Source organism: Bacterioplanoides sp. SCSIO 12839 (assembly GCF_024397975.1).
GTDB lineage: Bacteria > Pseudomonadota > Gammaproteobacteria > Pseudomonadales > Oceanobacteraceae > Bacterioplanoides.
Window position 1 is genome coordinate 18591 of the sequence record NZ_CP073745.1, and the last position, 16513, is coordinate 35103.

A 16513-nucleotide genomic window follows, 5' to 3' on the forward strand; every position below is an offset into this window, starting at 1 on the left:
GAGTGAGCAATAAAAAACCGCTTCATTTGAAGCGGTTTTTTATTGGTAGTTTGATAAGCGAAACGGATGTGTTTTAGCCGTCGTTGTTAATGCGCTGAACCAGTTGAGCTAAAACGTCACTGGCCTGATCATTATCAACCTGACAGGTACCGGCATTGCGGTGGCCACCACCGCCGTGTTCCAGACATAACTCACCAATATGGGTCTGATGGCTGCGATTAATAATGGAACCGCCAATGGCAAACACGGTGTTTTGTTGTTTCAGTCCCCATAACACATGGATGGAGATATTGGTCTCCGGGAACAGTGCATAAATCATAAAGCGATTACCGGCGTAAATCGGATCTTCATCACGCAGGTCGAGCACCACCAGATTGTTATGAACGGTGGTGCAGCGGCGTAGTTGGTCTTCGAATTTATCTTTATGATCAAAGAATAACTCCACCCGTTCTTTCACGTCTGGCAGCTCAAGAATTTCATCGATATTGTGATCGCGACAATAGTCGATTAGCTGCATCATTAACTGATAATTACTGATGCGGAATTCACGGAAGCGACCCAATCCAGTACGTGAATCCATTAAGAAATTGAGCAATACCCAGCCGCTTGGATTAAGGATTTCATCGCGCGAGAACTGCGCTGAATCGGCTTTATCCACCGCCGCCATCATGTCATCGGAGATGGATGGAAATTTCTCTTTACCGCCATAGTAGTCGTACACCACTCGGGCAGCGGAAGGCGCTTTGTCATCAATAATATGATTATCGGGAGCTTTATCACCGCGGCGCTTCAACTCCGATGCATGATGGTCAAAGCTCAGGTGGCAGCCTTCGACATAAGGCAGGTTGGTGGTAATGTCGTTGGCGTTGATATCGATCTTGCCATCCTGCATGTCTTTGGGATGAACAAACAGAATATCGTCAATCAGGCCCAGTTCTTTGAATAAAACGGCGCACACCAGGCCGTCAAAATCACTGCGGGTTACCAGTCGGAATTGTGCTGCCACGGGCTGCTCCTCGATTGCTGCTGAAAAAGTCGTACTGAAAAGAATCGTACTGAACGGATTCTTTTCAGCTTAGACGAGAAAATTCAGCAAGCCGCTGTGGCGCAGAATTTATTCTTCAAACAGGCCTTTTACCGCAAACAGGTCGTCGTATTCGGCACTTTGTTTGGTTGCTTTGGCCTGGAAACTTTTCATCAGGTCGGTGGGGCGGAACATGCCAGACTGCCAGGTGGCCATGTATTTCAGACTATCTTCGACGCTATGGTCACGGCTGTAATTCAGCATCTCTTTACAGCCGGTGACAGCCAGCGGTGAGTTCGCAGCAATCTGCTGAGCAATGGTCATGACGCTGTCCAGCATGGCTTGTTGCGAATCAAACACCCGGTTAACAAAGCCCAGTTGCTGAGCTTCGTCGGCGTGGAACTTGCGCCCGGTATACGCCAGCTCACGAACAATGCCTGCCGGAATTAATTTCGGCATACGTTGCAGGGTACCAACATCCGCCGTCATACCAATCTCGGTTTCCTTAATGGTGAAATAGGCATCCTGGGTGCAATAACGCATGTCGGAGGCGCACACCAGGTCAAGTGCGCCACCAATGCAGCCACCCTGAATGGCGGTTAATACCGGCAGACGGACTTTCTCTAATGAGCTGAGGCTATCCTGAAGTTGCAGCACCACACGACGCAGATTTTCAGCCATACGACCAGGATCACCAGACATGGGTACGGCTTTGCTGTTGGTAAATACGGCCAGATCCATGCCCGCGGAGAAGTGTTTGCCGCTGGATGAAATAACAATCACCCGGGCATCCGTCTGGCTTTCAATGCTTTCAATACAGCGTGGCAGCTCCAGCCAGAAATCCTGGTTCATGCTGTTCAGTGCATCTGGTCGGCTGAACTGGATATGGGCAACTCGTTGCTCGATAGAAACATCAAAGCACTGAAACTCAGACAGTTGGGTCATGATCGTCTTCCTTTTTGTTATGGTGCAAATCACTATGTTGACGCTGTCAATATAGTGCGATCAGTACCCGGGGTCAAAGCTTTGCCCGGCCAAGCCGGGAGAGTCAAAGCCTGATCGCCACGGATCAGGCTGAGTGGCGAGATTTATTGGCGCTCGATAATGATGCGGCCAACAAACGCACCACTGCTGCGGTGGACACCATTAGCAAAGTCGGTATCGATGGCATCGGTGCTGACCAATGTGATGATGCGATCACCGCCATCGTTATTGCTGGCCGTAAACTGTTCGGCCAGGTCGGTGCCGGAATCATACAGGCGTAAGTCAAACTCCAGGCGATCAACCCACTCACCATTCGGATAGAGATTCACATCACGTACGCCAACAAACCAGTCCGGGCTGGGGGCAATCATGCTGACTGCCGACACCAGCGGAAACTGTTCGGTTGCCGTGAACATCACTTGTTGGCTGCCTGGAGAGTCCTCTGGGCCACCGTGGCGGAAAATTTCGTCGACATAACCGCTGCTGCGGTGTTCTTCCAGTTCCATGGTGAAGGTTGAAGTGCTGCCGCTTTCGGCAACAATCTCAAGCCCTGCGGTGGATGGCTGATCCTGTGGTCGCCAAATCACCACCTGGCTGTTATGAGTGGCGCCGACCAGCGGTGAAAAATGTGCACTGCTGGGGTAGTTGGTTGGGAACGTCGCGCCGCTCCAGGTTTGATCAAAGGTCATGGAATACTGCACACCACCACTGGCTGCATCGTTACCCTCGGTATTGTCGCCAGGCTGCAGGTTGTTATTACTGCTGCTTCCGCCACCGCCACAAGCGGCCAATACCAGTGTCAGTGTTGAAGCTGCCATCACTTTAAAAATGGGGTGTTCCATGTCGATTACCTCTGCCTGTTTATTCTGTGTTGGGATTTGTTTGAGCGGCGGAGTTCGGGATAGTTCAGACATTGCGACTGATTCTTGTTAACCTATTCGCATAAAGAATACTGAGATGAAAACAAAATGCAGGAAATTAATTTATCCCGGGTCGATCTGAATTTATTTGTTGTGTTTGATGCCATCTATCGTGAAGGCAACCTGACGCGTGCGGCGGAACGTTTGTATTTGTCTCAGCCCGCCGTCAGTCATGCTCTGGCGAGATTACGCGAACGTTTTGATGACCCCTTGTTCGAACGTGCCGGCAAAGGTATGTCGCCGACGCCACTGGCGAAGGCGATTATTGAGCGGGTAAGGATTGCTCTGCAGGAGCTGGAATCCACCTTGGGAGAAGGTCTGGCATTTGACCCTGCTGAGGCAAACCGTGTGTTTACGTTGGCAGCAAGGGATGTGATGGAATTCACCGCTCTGCCTCCGCTGATGGTGCACCTGCAACGACAAGCGCCGAATATTCAGCTGCGCAGTTTGCGTGTTCCGCGCCGTGACATCATGCAGCAACTCAGCAGTGGGCAAATTGATTTTGCCGCGGACGTGTTATTGCCCGTGCCGGAAGAGGTTGAGCATCAGCCGTTAGGGCGTGAATTATTAGCCGTGGCGATGCGTCATGATCACTCGTTGGCGAGCACGATTCTGGATCTTGAGGCGTATATTTCAGCCACGCATGTACTGGTTTCCAGCCGTCATGATGGCCCCGGGGTAGAAGATTTTGCCCTGAATCGCTGTGGCAAAAGCCGTAAAGTGGCACTGCGCTGCCAGAACTATTACGCCGCCTTGCAGGTGGTGAAAGACACGGATTTATTGCTGACGCTGCCGCAAAGTTACGCCCGCCAGATGAAAGCCAATGGCGGGATCAGTATTGCTCCGTTACCGCTGGAGTTACCGCCGGTTGATATTCATCTGTATTGGCATCGCAAGGCAAGTCGCGACCCGGCGTTGGTCTGGCTGAAACAACAGATGTTGGAGTCGCTGACTGGTGTGATGAATTAAGTTAATGAGCTGGTTATATAAACATAGCTACCAACTCAGGGAGTCGTAAGTACCAGAGAGGCTGAGGTATTAACCGGGTTGCCATCAGCCAGCTTTTGCAGGTTCAGGTTACTGTTTAACTGCACCGACGTCCGGGCCACCGTCGCATTTATAGTATTGGCCTCGGCAGTGGTTAATTCGCTATCAAATAAGGTCACACCCGGTGATGGCCGGTTGCTGTCTAACAACAGAGTTTCTTTGCCGTTAGAACGAATGGACTGCAAGGTGGTCATAAGGTTTTCGCCCTGGAGGCTGATGCCTGAGCCTGTCAGGTTTTGGGTTACTTCGCCAGCACATTGCTGTTGCGATTGTGTATTGCGAAATACCTGCAGGCACCAGACATCTTCTGCTGCAACCGATTCGCCATCAATCGTACCGGATACACTTGCCAGCGGTTGCTGGCTATCAGACAGTTTTATCGCCCGGGTATTGGTGTGGGGAGCGATACCGTTCATTTGTGTTGTCGACGTTAGCGTCAATACCAGATAGTTGCTTTGTGATAGCGGTTGCAAAAACTCATCACCGATTGTCGGGTTGTTTAATGTTCGGAAACCCACTGATGCGCAACTGGCAATTTCGGCGACTGGATTTTCAGTCGTGCTGCCTGCAGCTTCACGGATAACAAACAAGGCGCGTTGCTGGTGGCTGCGACGCAACTGACGGCTGTTTGAAGTATTGGTAAACGTTTGTTGATGAACAACTGCCCAGGTGCCATAAATATTGGAGTTATTACTCACTAACTCTTCGCCGTCCAGATGCTGGTAGGTATTGTCGTCCAGTGAAATAGAAAAGTGTTCCGTTAATGACGGTGGTGTTGGCACAGAGTACTGGCAGTCAGACCCAATTGGCGGAGCCACCGGAGGATTGGAATCACCATCATTGTCAGAGTTATCCCCCGGATTACTTGTATCTGGGTTGTCAGAATTATTGTCATCTGGGGTGTTGTTATCTGGAGTGCCAGTGTCAGGTGTATCGCTTCCGTTATCAGAATTATCTTGTGACGGAGTATCCGGGTTACCACTGGATGGCTCGCCAGAGTTTGAGGTCGATGCACCACAGCCGGTCAGGCTGATAGTAGAAAGCAGGGCGATATACATAGCCCACGAAGAGAAGCGAAAGTCAGACACAGGCGAGCCTATATTATTGTTGTATAAAACAGTACCAGTGTACTGGAAACAGCCGTTAATCCAAATACTGAGCAAACAAATGGGCGGCCGTTTCTGCAACCACAGCATGACGTTGGGCCAGGCGAGCGTGGTCTTTGTCGTAACCTCCACCAATCACGGTTGCCACCGGAATATGACGTTGTAAGCAGGTTTTTAACACCAATTCATCACGCTGCTGAACGCCATTCCAACTGATGTTTAAATGCCCTAGCTCATCCCCTTGCCAGACATCTGCTCCGGCATCGTAGAGCACAATGTCGGGCTGTTGTTGGTCAAGCAGTTGATTCAGCGTGCGCTCAACCACTTCCAGGTAGGCGTTATCTTCGAGAAATTTATCCAGACCAATATCCAGATCGCTGGCGCTTTTACGGAATGGGAAATTCTTTTCACAATGAATCGAACAGGTAAACGCACGAGGCTCGTCTTTTAAGATCGCGGCTGTGCCGTCGCCCTGATGTACATCCAGATCAAAGATCAGAATCTTTTGCACTTCACCGCTGTGTAATAACGACAACGCGGTAAACGCTAAATCATTCAACAAACAAAAACCGGAACCAAAATCGCGATGAGCATGGTGAGTGCCACCCGCCAGATGGCTCGCCATGCCATATTGCAGCGCCAGTTTAGCGGTTAACAAGGTGCCATTGGGGGCGGTGAAGGTTCGGTCAATCAGCCCCTGGCTCCAGGGCAAACCAATACGCCGCCAGGCTTTTTTGTTGTCTGGGTCAGTATCGTCGTTCTGCTCACTGATCATCCGCAGGTAAGGCATGTCATGAGCGATGCTCATCACTTGCTGGCTGATGGGATCTGGCCTAAATAAATTGTGCTGACCAATCAACCCATGCTGTAAGCAGTAGTCGTGCAGACGTACAAACTTCGACATCACAAAGCGGTGATCTTCCGGGAATGGGCAGGAGTAGTTGGGGTGATAAACCAGTGGCAGCACTGTGAAATCCAGACTCAATGACAGAACCGTATTGTGCGTTTTTAGCAGTATGAATGCACCTTTCGCTCTCGTAAAAAAGCACTAAGACTAAAGGCGAGTGTGATGCCTCTCTGCGCTATGTTTCTCTATAGGTTGAACAAAAATAATACAGTACAAGCGCAGGTGCTTGCTGACAGAAACTTGGGTACAGATTGATGGCGAAAAAGCAGAAGAAGACGGTTAAAAAAGTGGATTCACAGGTGGCCGAGGCAGAGGTCGTGGATGATAAAAACCCGGCTATCTCTCGCTTTGAAAGTGTGTTTTATCGATTTTTTGCCTGGTTTCCGATCCTGGTATTACCCGCTATGGTGTGGGATATGATGGTCGCCGGTGACTATGGGATGGGAGCCATTATTGGTTTTATCCATGCCATCCTGGTGTTCCGTTTTGTTACTGTGGTGAACCTACACCAACTGATGAGCCGGCTGTTTGGTAAAAAAGCAGCTTGAGCTAAATACGGGTCAATTGTGCGAAACATTGGCCCGGTTTTGCCTGTTTTACTGATATTTTTGTTTCTCTGTTCACAATTTTCCCTTTCATATAAATGGCCCTTGAGTGCTACATGCTAGTGTGTCGTCACTGTGTAGTTAGTGTGCAGTCACGAAGTAATAAAAGAGCATCGGCCATGAACAAAACCCCCTATTTCTCTAGCATCACTCTGATGACCTCCCTTTTGCTGATCGCTTGTGGTGGAGGCTCTGGGGGATCTGGTTCGAGTGTTTTTGACTCTGATGAAGCTGATGGTGGTATATCCACGCCTGGACAAGAAGATTCAACGGCGGATACGTCTGACCCTAACCCTAACCCTAACCCTAACCCGCAGCCAGACAGGCCTTTGGCGCCGGTGATTACTCCCGCTCATGAACCTGCGTTTTATAACTACGGCTTGCCACAAGATATGAAAACCGATGAACGTGGTTTGCCGTTATTACACAGCCTGCCCAACGCTAAAGGACAGGTGTATCTCGATTTTGATGGCGATTTTGATCTTGGCGAATTTCATGATGGCGTGGACTTCGACGGAGACCCCAGCACCTATAACGCCCAGGAGCAGGAGTTTATCTATAACTGGTGGGCAACCACTGCGGCTCAGTTCGCTATGTTTGACTTAGATGTGACGACCGAAATTGATCTTGAGCGGCCACATAGCTGGAATGTGATTTTCCCCGGTGCCAAGTTGGGCGTGGCCTATGGTGGCTATGGTCATAGTAAACGGGATATTGCGCAGATGCGGGCAGAGCATGGGCCGTATTCCTCCGTGGTTGGGCACGAAGGTGGGCATACCTTTGGTCTCGGCCATGTGATTGGTTTGGATGATCAGGGTGCGGTGAACTCTGGTTATTACGCCAGCCCTTATCCGTTACGCGGCTGGCATCTGGGCACCGGTGATCGCATTGTGAACAAGTGGTCGAATAAATTCCGCGGTAATGCCAAAGACAGCTTTTTTGGCGGCGTTGAGCATCTCGCCAGTCGGGTGAAGGCATTTGATGACAGCAGTAGCGGCTATCGGCCGGATGATCACGCTGCGGATCTGGATTCAGCCACCCAGCTGGGGCGGCTGGAGCATAAAGGATTTGTCGCCAGTGGCGTGATCGAAACCATGAATGATGTCGACAGTTTCTTTTTTGACTGGGACGGCGGCCATGCGTTGATCAGCAGTAACGCTTTTGGTTTGTCTCCAGTCAATATCACGCTGCGATTATTGAACGCGAACAAACAGCCGATTGGCTTAGTGCATAACGGCATTAACCATCAATGGTTAGCCGCTGACTTGGCGGCCGGACGTTATTACCTGCAGTTAGAAAGCGCTAAACGTTACAGCGATTTGGGCGAATATCGGCTGCGTGTGAATGCTGTTCCCGGAGATTGGCGAGTGGCGAACTTTGGCCCTAAACGCTTAATTGGTGAAGCCTCTTACAACGCCAATACCCGCCAATGGACGTTAAAAGCGACCGGCGGTGATATCTGGAATAACGCCGACAACATGGTGTTTGTGTATCAGAAACTGCAGGGCGCGGGCAGCATTGTGGCAAAAGTAGAGAGTAATAATGCGTCTGCTCCATGGGCTAAATTTGGCGTGATGATGCGCGCGGAGTTAAGCGCTGGCAGTGCTCATATCGGCCAGTTTGTGTCGGGCAGTAACGGCCCGAGTCAGACCGCACGAACACAAACAGATGGCACCTCTCAGCACAATGGTACCGGGCCTGCTGACGCACGCTGGCTAAGACTGGAACGATTAGCCAGTGAATCGGGTAATGGCTTTAACCGCTTCCGCAGTTATCTCTCGGCAAATGGCAATGACTGGACGCTGATTAGCGAACAAACCATCGACACATCAGATGAAATTTATGTTGGCTTAGCACAGTCGGCATTGAATGCACGCGCCATGGCGCAGGCGCAGTTTTCTTCAGTAGCAATCACAGGTCAGGCCGAGCGTGGTGTTAACTCTGAGCTGGCCGCTCCAGCGAGTCTTAGCCAGACCAGTGTTGACCATCAACAGGTTGCTCTGAATTGGAGTACTGTTAGCGGCGCAGAGCAATATATGCTGGAGCGCTCCGAAGATGGCTTATCGTTTTATTCTTTGGCAATACTGAATGCCGCAACCACCCAATATACCGACACGGGTTTATTGGCGGGCAGCGCTTATAGTTATCGGGTTAAAGCGTTGAAAGGCAGTGCGGCGGGAACACCTTCGGATGTGGTGAACGTTCAATTACGTGCAGAACCTGCACAAGACGCGCGTGTGATTTCTTATTCTGACACCACACTGATTCTTGATTGGGGAGAACCGTTAGGACAGCGCGGCTACAAAATAGAACGCTCCGAAAACGGCGGTGCCTACAGCGTGATTGCCGCCCGTCATTCAGACTACGATCAGAATGTGACAGATGGCTCCCATGCCACCACCCAGAAATATGTAGATAGTGGACTAACGGCGAGTACCTCTTACAGCTATCGCATCACGACGCTGGATGAGCAAGGCGAAGCCGGGGTTGTGGTGGTGAGTGGCGCGACTAAGGCTGCTCCTGCGGAGTAAAAACCAGTACGACTTTTTATTTCTGCTTAATGTCAGAAATTAATGAGAATTGCATTTCACCACATTCAGTGGCTCAATTGCTGACAAAGGACTTACCTATTGGCCCGTTGATGAAAGCAATTCTCCAATCCCTTCTTTTCGTTTTAGTGTTTTCGGTTTGCGGCAGTGTAACAGCACAAGCTCAGGTCGAGACTCAAACTCAAGATTCTAAACAACATCCATCAGTTGAAATTAACTCGATTGTTCTACATCAGCTTTTTGATCTGCAAGACCGGGTAAACCGGCTTGAGTACAGCCAGTCTGCTACCGATTCGGTAGAGCAGAACAAAGAGATTGAGCTGCTAAAGCAGCAGTTAAACCAGCTAACGCAATCGGTCAATTTGCAACATGGCAAATTGTCTAATCAGGTTGATCAATATGAAGGGCGGATTTCTGATATTGGTGCTGGGGTGGACAGATATACATCTGTATTGGGTTGGTTTGGAATTGTCGCCGGCCTCTTTGCAGTAGTTATTACACTTATTGCTTTACTTTTTAGCTCTCAATCCAAGAAATTAGCGGTCGAAGCTGCGAAAGAGCAATTAGAAATCCATTCGGAAGAGATCAAAAGTGATTTATCAGAGCAACTAAAAAACGAAATAAATCTGCATCGAGAGAAGTGGGAGGAACATATAACTAATCTTCTTATGGACTCGGAAAAACGAATCGAAGATCTGGAACAAAAAATTAAAAAAATTCTGAATGAATCACATGATTATCTAGAACGAATTAAAAAGCTTGCTCAGAAAGCTATCGAGAAAGAGCTAACAGAAGAAGAGAAAGAAGAATACCAAATCAGCACCTTTAAACTTCGTCAAAAACCAGAATCTGAATTTACTCCCGACGATTGGTATCAACTGGGTGTTGATGAATACACACGCAATAATTACCCAAAAGCGATTGAATATTTTGAACTATCAGAACTACATATAGATGCTAAAGATATAGATGTAGCGATGTCTTTATTTGCAAAGGCGTTTTGTTTGAATCAGGATAATCGGCCTGATGAAGAGATTACTATCTACGATGATTTGATTGCTCGCTACAGTGAAAGTGAGCAATCAGAGTTACTGGAACTGGTTGCAAAGTCTTTGCTTAATAAAGGCGCCAGATTAGGTAAGCAGAACCGATCAAATGAAGCTCTTGCTGTCTACAATGATCTGATCCTCCGTTATGGTAAAAGTGACAAGCCAGAGTTGCAGAATCAGGTTGCTATGTCTTTGCTTAACAAAGGCTTTGTATTGGGCCTACAAAATCGTCCAGATGAAGAGCTTGCCGCCTACGATGATGTAATCTCTCGCTATGGCAAAAGTGAGCGGCCAAGGATGCAGGATTTAATTGCAAAGGCTTTGCTTGGCAAAGGCTTTGCATTGGGCCTACAGAATCGCCCATATGAAGAGCTTGCCGCTTACGATGATGTAATTACTCGCTACGGAAAAAGTGAGCTGCCTGATTTGCAAGAGAAAGTTGCCGCGTCATTGTTTAATAAAGGCGTCAGGTTGGGTCAGCAAAATGATTTAAACAAAGAAATTGCTGCCTACGATGAGCTAATCAGTAGTTTTGATGAAAGTGAACAGTTAGAGATACAAAAGCATATTGCAAGTGCTTTGTTGAATAAGGGAATTGCGTTAGGCAGGCAGAATCAACCAGATGAAGAGCTTGTCGCCTATAATGAGTTAATCAACCGTTTTAATGATAGTGAACAATTAGAGATACAAAAGCAGATTGCAAGTGCTTTGTTTAATAAGGGGATTGCGTTAGGCAAGCAGAATCAACTAGATGAAGCAATTTCTAGCTATGACAATTTAATCAGCCGTTATGGTGAACATGATAGTCTAGAGCTAAAAGAGCTTGTTGCCCAAGCCCTGAATAATACAGGCGCGATGTTGAGTCAGCAGAATCGCTTAGATGAAGCTTTTGTCATATTTGAGGAATTAATCACTCGCTATGAAGAAAGTGAGGAGGATGGGCTGAAAAACTCAATCACCTTTGCTCTATCAAACATTGCTGAGTTATCTCTCCTTTTGGAATCGCCAGATTCCTCAGAGCAAAGAATTCACAAAGTTTTAGATCGATCTTCTTCAAACTCATTTACATCATCCGTGATGAAATTCTTACTCTTCCTACTGGATAAAGCCGATATCAGCCAGATGCTTCAGAATATTGAACAACTGCCCGAAGATACCAAATTTACTTGGGGCTTTAATGAAATTCGAGACTACTTAAATCAGTTCTCAGGTGTAAAAGGCGAGCAAGCCCAAGCGGTTGTTCGTTTCTTTGAAGAACACCACAACGTAGAAAAATTAAAAGAAGAATTAGATGAGATTAAAGGCGATAAATAATTATCGCCTTTAACGAGTTTGATTAACGCTTAGCCAGCGCTTCCTTCGCACGAGCCGAAGCCGCACGAACCTGATTCGGTGCAGTGCCACCAATATGATCACGGGCGGCAACTGAGCCTTCCAGCGTTAATACGTCGAAGACATCGGCGGTGATTTCATCTGAGAACTGTTGCAGTTCTTCCAGCGTCATTTCACTCAGGTCTTTACCGCTTTCGATGCCATAGGCCACGGCTTTACCCACAATCTCGTGCGCGTCACGGAATGGAATCCCCTTACGCACAACATAGTCGGCTAAATCGGTCGCGGTGGAGAAACCACGCTTGGCCGCTTCGTACATAAATTCTTTTTTAGCTTGCAGGTGTGGCGCCATATCAGCGAAAGCACGCAGCGAGTCACGCAGGGTATCGACGGTGTCGAACAGCGGCTCTTTGTCTTCCTGGTTGTCTTTGTTGTATGCCAGTGGTTGTGACTTCATCAGCGTCAGCAGTGAAATCATATGACCATACACACGACCGGTTTTACCACGCACCAGCTCTGGTACGTCCGGGTTTTTCTTCTGCGGCATGATGGAAGAACCGGTGCAGAAGCGATCCGGCAGGTCGATAAACTGGAACTGAGCAGAAGCCCACAGCACCAGCTCTTCGGAGAAGCGCGACATATGCATCATGATCAGTGACGCCACGCTGGTGAATTCAATCGCGAAGTCACGGTCGGATACGGAATCCAGGCTGTTTTCAGTCGGGCGATCAAAGCCCAGCAGCTCAGCAGTATAGAAACGATCAATCGGGTAGGTGGTACCGGCCAGTGCTGCGGCACCTAATGGCAGGATGTTGATACGTTTGCGGCAGTCCATCAGGCGTGCGAAGTCACGTTCCAGCATTTCGTTCCAGGCCAGCAGGTGATGACCAAAGGTAACCGGCTGGGCAGTTTGCAGGTGGGTGAAGCCCGGCATAATGGTGTCGGCTTCTTGTTCTGCCAGCTCAACCAGACCTTGTTGCAGGCGGGTCAGCTCGGCGGCAATCACGTCAATTTCGTCGCGCATGTACAAACGAATATCGGTGGCTACCTGGTCGTTACGGGAACGACCGGTGTGCAGCTTTTTACCGGTAATGCCGATCTTGGCGGTCAGCGCGGCTTCGATGTTCATATGAACGTCTTCCAGCTCAACCGACCAGTTGAAGTTACCGCTTTCGATTTCCTGACGGACTTCTTCCAGGCCACGCAGAATATCGTCACGCTCCTGCTCGCTCAGCACGCCGACTTTGCACAGCATTTTGGCGTGTGCCACCGAGCCTTGAATGTCCTGCGCGTACATACGCTGATCGAAGTTTACCGAAGCGGTATAACGCGCCACAAACGCGTCGGTTGGTTCGGAAAAACGGCCACCCCAAGATGAGTTGGTTTGGTTCTGATCAGTCATATCACACCTCAATTTGTTGACGGACACCTGCTGGTTGCGCAGGCAGACAGCGTTATGGCGGCGGATTATAACCACTCAAGGTGCATTCTGTCGCTGTTTCAGCACCTTTTGCCAACAGATACCTTGCACCCGCCTCCCTGTATAGAGAAACTTATTAGTTCTTGTGTAGCGACGCTACTGACATTATCTGTATCAATTATTCAGGAAAGAACGTGACGACCCCGGACTCCATGTCACAACACCCCAGTAAACACGAATTATTAGAAGCGTTTTTCCTGCCGGATCTGTGCAACAGCCGGGCGGTGATGTTTTTGCTGATTCTTAGTGAAGCGCTGGTATTGGCACTGACGCTGGTAGAAACCGGATTACCCGGCTTTTCCTGGCAGCGCTTTGCCATTGTGTCTTTGTTTGTGCAATGGGTGGCCTTGTTATCGGTGGCGGTGTTGTGTCAGCTGCGGAGCTTGATGTCACGCCTGCACGTACTCAGTGCGTCGCTGGTGGCACTGTCGATTACCCAGCTGGTGACATTGGCGGTGAGTCTGTTGGGCGAATACCTGTGGCCGATGAAAGACCCGGCCATCGATTGGGCCTGGGTGTTACGCAATCAGGTGATTGCCGCAATTTTTGCCATGATGGCGCTGCGTTATTTTTATGTGCAAAGTCAGTGGCGACTCAAAACTCAGGCCGAGCTGAAATCCCGTCTGGCGGCGTTGCAGGCCAATATCCGGCCGCACTTCTTCTTTAATACCCTCAATACCGTTGCGTCGCTGATTGTGATTGATCCGGATAAAGCCGAGCACATGCTGGTGGATCTGGCGCAGTTGTTTCGCGCGGTGCTCAAAGCCGATGACAAGCTGGTGCCATTGTCACAGGAGCTGGAACTGAGTCGTCGTTATCTCGATATCGAGCAGGTTCGATTGGGTGAACGCATGACGGTACAGCTGGATCTGCCTGAAACCATTCCTGAGCTGCGGGTGCCACAGCTATTGTTGCAACCTTTGCTGGAAAATGCCGTCTATCATGGTATTCAGCCCGTTGTTGAAGGCGGCTTGATTCGTTTGAGCCTGCGTCAGCATGGCCGTGACTGGATGTTAGAAATCGCCAACTCCAAAGATCCGGATAGTGAAACGAACCCGGGCAATCAGATTGCCCAGGCCAATATCCGGGCGCGGTTGGCGATGATCGCCACCGAGCAGCATCCGGCAGAATTATTAATAGAAGATCAGGGCGGGCAATATCTGGCCCGATTGCGTTTACCTGAGGTGTTGTCCATGGAGAATCAGCCGTGAGTTATCGCATTTTATTAGTAGATGACGAACCCCTTGCGCGTGAGCGGCTAAAGCGTTTGCTGCAGGAGCACGGCGATTTTGAGGTGGTGGCCGAAGCCGGTGATGGTGAGGCAGCGATGTCCTGGTTACGCCAGTATCGCTGTGATCTGGTGTTACTGGATATTCAGATGCCAGGAAAAACCGGGCTGCAGGTCGCAGAGGAAATACAGCAGCTGGAGCATGTGCCGTTAGTGGTGTTTTGTACGGCGTATGACGAACATGCGTTGCAGGCCTTTCGGGTAAAAGCGATAGATTATCTGATGAAGCCCATCGCTAAAGATGACCTGAGCCGGGCGTTACAGCGCGCTGTTGAATGGCTGGATCAAAACGCCGATGAAACCGAGACAATTTCCGGAACCCGCACCCATATCAGTGCGCGAACACATAACGGCATGCAGCTGATTCCTCTGGCAGACATTGTGTATTTCTTGGCCGACCAGAAATACGTCAGTGTTCACCATACGGGTGGTGAAACTCTGATTGATGAATCGTTGAAGCATCTTGAAGATGAATTCAGTGACCATTTCCTGCGCGTACATCGCAGTGCGCTGGTGTCTTTGGCACGGATTGAACGCCTCGAAGCATTGGAAGAAAGTGGTCATGAGGTGTATCTGAAAGGTTTGGATGAAGGCATTGCCGTTAGTCGACGACACTTGCCTGCGGTACGTAAAGCGATGAAAGCGTTGTAGATCACAACACTAGACGTCTGACTCCCACGCAGAGCGTGGGAGTCAGAGCGAGTAGCTATTTCTCTGTTGCTTGTTGCTCTGGGAAACTTACCATTTTCGGCAGCAGAATATTCAGGATCATCGCGCTTAAACCACTCACGGTGACCGCCGAACCAAACAGGTTCTGAACCAGTTTTGGCATTTCTTTTAGTACATCCGGCACCATGGCAACGCCCAGTCCCAAACCAAATGATACTGCCATGATCAGCATGGTACGACGGTCCAATTCCAGCGTTGCCAGAATACGGATACCCGCTGCGGCAATGGTGCCAAACATCACCAGCGTGGCACCACCCAATACCGGTTTGGGTAATTGCTGGAAGATACCACCAATGATTGGGAATAAGCCCAGCACCACCAGAATGCCGGCAACCCAGAAGGCGACATATCGGCTGGCGATACCAGTTAACTGAATCACACCGTTGTTCTGGCTGAAGGTGGTGTTCGGGAAGGTATTAAAGACCGCCGCAATCATGGAGTTAATGCCGTCTGCCAGTACGCCGCCACGGATGCGTTGACGATACGCATCGTCATTAATCGATTGGCGTGAAATCATTGAGGTGGCGGTTAAGTCACCAGAAGATTCAATAGCAGTAATCAGGTAGATCAGTGCAACCGGAATAAAAGCTTCAAAATCGAAGGAAAAGCCGTATTTAAATGGCAGCGGCAGAGCGATCCACTCCATGCCGGATAACTTACTGAAGTCCACCTTGCCCATAAAATACGCGGCAATAAAACCAGCGATCAAACCAAAGAAGATCGCACCGGAGCGCAGAATTGGGTTGCTGCTCTGGTTCATGATGATGATCAGTAATAACACGCCACCACCCAGCATCAGGTTTTCAGGGCTGCCAAAGTCGGGTGCTTTAAAGCCACCGGCAAGGTCGGTCATACCCACCTTGATCAGGTAAAAACCAATGGTGGTAATCACAATGCCGGTGACCAGTGGGTTAATCACACTCTTGAGCTTGTGCAAAAACTGGCTGAGGAAAATTTCGATAAAAGCGCCAAAAAAACACACGCCAAAAATCAGCGACAGAATCTCTTCCGGGCCTCCGCCTTTGCCTTTGGCGATAAATCCGGCGGCTAATACCGCACCCAAAAACGCAAAACTGGTGCCCTGTACCGCCACTAACCCAGAACCAACCGGGCCAAAACGACGTGCCTGAATAAAAGTACCCACACCCGAAACAATCAGCGCCATGCTGATCAGGTACGGAATTTCACTGCCCAACCCCAGCACCCCACCAATAATCAGGGTGGGGGTGATAATGCCAACAAAGCTGGCCAGCATATGTTGCAGAGCCGCCAGAAAGGCGGTGGGTACTGGCGGTTTATCATTAAGGCCATACAGCAGTTCAGAAGGCGCAGAATCTGACATTGTTCATTCTCCATTTATCAGTTATCCGTCTGTTTAAGCAATAAGCTGACCAAGTGGTTATGAATAATGACTGAAAATACGTTAAGCCATTGAAATACATAAAGAAAAAAACATTACTAACGTCAGGGATTTATTAAGGTTTTGCTCTGTT

At 49.3% G+C, this 16513-nt stretch carries 13 protein-coding genes; 6 read left to right on the plus strand and 7 right to left on the minus strand.

The annotated features are described in order from the left end of the window. Positions 1–73: 73 nt before the first annotated feature. The 3 genes from KFF03_RS00075 to KFF03_RS00085 form a co-directional block, all read right to left on the minus strand. A complete protein-coding gene (locus KFF03_RS00075) occupies positions 74–1006 on the minus strand; it encodes an exopolyphosphatase (protein ID WP_255858252.1) in 933 nt (310 codons plus the stop codon). A gap of 108 nt (positions 1007–1114) precedes the next feature. After that, positions 1115–1969 carry a crotonase/enoyl-CoA hydratase family protein gene (locus KFF03_RS00080; protein WP_255858253.1) on the minus strand — a complete coding sequence of 285 codons (855 nt, stop codon included), beginning with the start codon at positions 1967–1969 and terminating at the stop codon, positions 1115–1117. Between the two features lie 143 nt (positions 1970–2112). Then, on the minus strand, positions 2113–2850 hold the full coding sequence (locus KFF03_RS00085; RefSeq protein ID WP_255858254.1) for a spondin domain-containing protein: 738 nt from the start codon (positions 2848–2850) through the stop codon (positions 2113–2115). A 126-nt stretch (positions 2851–2976) separates the two neighbouring features. Between KFF03_RS00085 and KFF03_RS00090 the strand changes: the two genes are divergently transcribed. Further along, on the plus strand, positions 2977–3897 hold the full coding sequence (locus KFF03_RS00090; protein ID WP_255858255.1) for a LysR family transcriptional regulator: 921 nt from the start codon (positions 2977–2979) through the stop codon (positions 3895–3897). Positions 3898–3932: 35 nt separating this feature from the next. Here KFF03_RS00090 and KFF03_RS00095 read toward each other — a convergent pair whose 3' ends face one another. Together KFF03_RS00095 and KFF03_RS00100 are read right to left on the minus strand one after the other, a co-directional pair. After that, positions 3933–5063, minus strand: coding sequence for a hypothetical protein (locus KFF03_RS00095; protein WP_255858256.1), 1131 nt, complete (start codon positions 5061–5063; stop codon positions 3933–3935). 55 nt (positions 5064–5118) lie between these two features. Then, complete coding sequence (locus tag KFF03_RS00100) at positions 5119–6048, minus strand: histone deacetylase (RefSeq protein WP_255858257.1); 930 nt, start codon at positions 6046–6048, stop codon at positions 5119–5121. 194 nt (positions 6049–6242) lie between these two features. Here KFF03_RS00100 and KFF03_RS00105 point away from each other — a divergent pair, with 194 nt between their 5' ends. The 3 genes from KFF03_RS00105 to KFF03_RS00115 all read left to right on the plus strand — a co-directional run bounded on the left by KFF03_RS00105 (position 6243) and on the right by KFF03_RS00115 (position 11505). Then, positions 6243–6536 carry a hypothetical protein gene (locus tag KFF03_RS00105; protein WP_255858258.1) on the plus strand — a complete coding sequence of 98 codons (294 nt, stop codon included), beginning with the start codon at positions 6243–6245 and terminating at the stop codon, positions 6534–6536. A 176-nt stretch (positions 6537–6712) separates the two neighbouring features. Beyond that, entirely contained in the window at positions 6713–9124 is a 2412-nt protein-coding gene (locus KFF03_RS00110; RefSeq protein ID WP_255858259.1) for a fibronectin type III domain-containing protein, read from the plus strand. A gap of 110 nt (positions 9125–9234) precedes the next feature. Beyond that, on the plus strand, positions 9235–11505 hold the full coding sequence (locus KFF03_RS00115) for a tetratricopeptide repeat protein (protein WP_255858260.1): 2271 nt from the start codon (positions 9235–9237) through the stop codon (positions 11503–11505). 22 nt (positions 11506–11527) lie between these two features. Here the strand turns inward: KFF03_RS00115 and argH are convergent, their stop codons facing one another. Continuing rightward, positions 11528–12925, minus strand: a complete 1398-nt coding sequence (gene argH / locus KFF03_RS00120; protein ID WP_255858261.1) for an argininosuccinate lyase — start codon at positions 12923–12925, stop codon at positions 11528–11530. 212 nt (positions 12926–13137) lie between these two features. On the opposite strand from argH, the gene KFF03_RS00125 reads away from it, so the two are divergent. Continuing rightward, complete coding sequence (locus KFF03_RS00125) at positions 13138–14214, plus strand: sensor histidine kinase (protein WP_255858262.1); 1077 nt, start codon at positions 13138–13140, stop codon at positions 14212–14214. Continuing rightward, positions 14211–14942, plus strand: coding sequence for a LytTR family DNA-binding domain-containing protein (locus KFF03_RS00130; protein ID WP_255858263.1), 732 nt, complete (start codon positions 14211–14213; stop codon positions 14940–14942). The genes KFF03_RS00125 and KFF03_RS00130 overlap by 4 nt, the downstream gene beginning before the upstream one ends. 55 nt (positions 14943–14997) lie before the next feature. Here the strand turns inward: KFF03_RS00130 and KFF03_RS00135 are convergent, their stop codons facing one another. Next, the gene (locus tag KFF03_RS00135) at positions 14998–16362 is read right to left on the minus strand and encodes a uracil-xanthine permease family protein (RefSeq protein WP_255858264.1); all 1365 of its coding nucleotides are present in this window, start codon (positions 16360–16362) and stop codon (positions 14998–15000) included. Between the last annotated feature and the right edge of the window lie 151 nt (positions 16363–16513).